The sequence below is a fragment of the Duncaniella muris genome (assembly GCF_003024805.1).
Taxonomy (GTDB): Bacteria; Bacteroidota; Bacteroidia; order Bacteroidales; family Muribaculaceae; genus Duncaniella; species Duncaniella muris.
The window spans coordinates 1-1,162 of record NZ_PUEC01000077.1 but is presented as its reverse complement, the minus strand read 5'-3'; the positions used below and the strand labels follow the sequence as shown (position 1 = coordinate 1,162).

The 1,162-nt window shown below is 47.0% G+C and carries 1 protein-coding gene; it reads left to right on the top strand.

Annotated features, from left to right (window positions below; all coding sequences use genetic code 11):
* Positions 1 to 67 precede the first annotated feature (67 nt).
* Positions 68 to 1,150: an ISAs1 family transposase gene (locus C5O23_RS14110; RefSeq protein ID WP_240597882.1), complete on the top strand. Its 1,083-nt coding sequence runs from the start codon at positions 68 to 70 to the stop codon at positions 1,148 to 1,150.
* Positions 1,151 to 1,162: the final 12 nt, after the last annotated feature.

Here is a 1,162-nt window from a genome sequence, read left to right as displayed (position 1 = left end):
TTTTTTAGTATCTTTGTAGCTGACAATCAACAATATAGATACTAAAATCATGCTAAACGAAATCTTTATGACAGTACCCGATCATCGGGTTACAGGTCGTTGCACATACGCGCTTTCCGACCTTCTGACAATCGCCTTGCTGACCTATATCTGCGGAGGCGAGGATTATGTGGACATGAGCGAGTTCGCTTATTATCGGGCGCGTGATTTCGGTCTGCTTGCCGAGCGTTCTGACCGCAGCCCGTCGCCTGACACTTTCGAGCGGCTGATGAGTGCTGTGGATCCCGATGAGATTGAGAGATGTCTGGTTGAGCATGGCCGGAAGTTCCTTGACACGCTTTCTGAAAAACAGGTTGTCATAGACGGCAAAAAGCTCAGGGGTACATCGCCTAAACAGCATGGAACGAAAGGCGATTACATCATGAACGCCTATGTCAGCGAGAATCATATAGTAGTAGGACAGCAACGTCTCAAAGACAAGGAAAATGAAATAGTCGCCATACCGCAGCTTATTGAAAAACTGGATATCGAAGGAGCTGTAATCTCTATAGATGCTATTGGCACACAAGTAAAAATCGCTCAAGACATCCTTGATAAAAATGCCCATTACTTTCTCGCAGTCAAAGAGAATCAGGGAGCTATGAACGAACAGATTATCGATGCATTCCGCTACAATAAGCCAGTTGACTCAGCTTCGCAGATGGATGCCGACCACGGACGTATCGAGACACGCGATTGCCGCATATTGAATGCGGACACTATCGAGGACAAGGATGTCCTGGCTCGCTGGCCCGGCCTGAAAACATTGATAGAGGTCACTTCAACGGTTGACTATGGCAACCGCACGGCAACCGCCGTCAGACGGTACATCAGTGACGAAGATTATCCCAAGGCTGCATACTTCAATATGTTGGCCCGTGGTCACTGGTCAATCGAGAACCAATTGCATTGGAATCTTGATGTGACATTCCTCGAAGATGCCTGCCGTGCAAGGAAAGGGTATGCGGCACTAAACCTATCGACAATCAGGAAGTTGGCAATGCAGATTATTAAAGAGCATGTCGACAAAAGTAGTCTGAAGAAAAGACGCTTCAAAGCGAGCCTTTCCAACGACTATCTGACCGATATGCTACTTAAAGCAAAATTTTGATGCGGTTGCCCT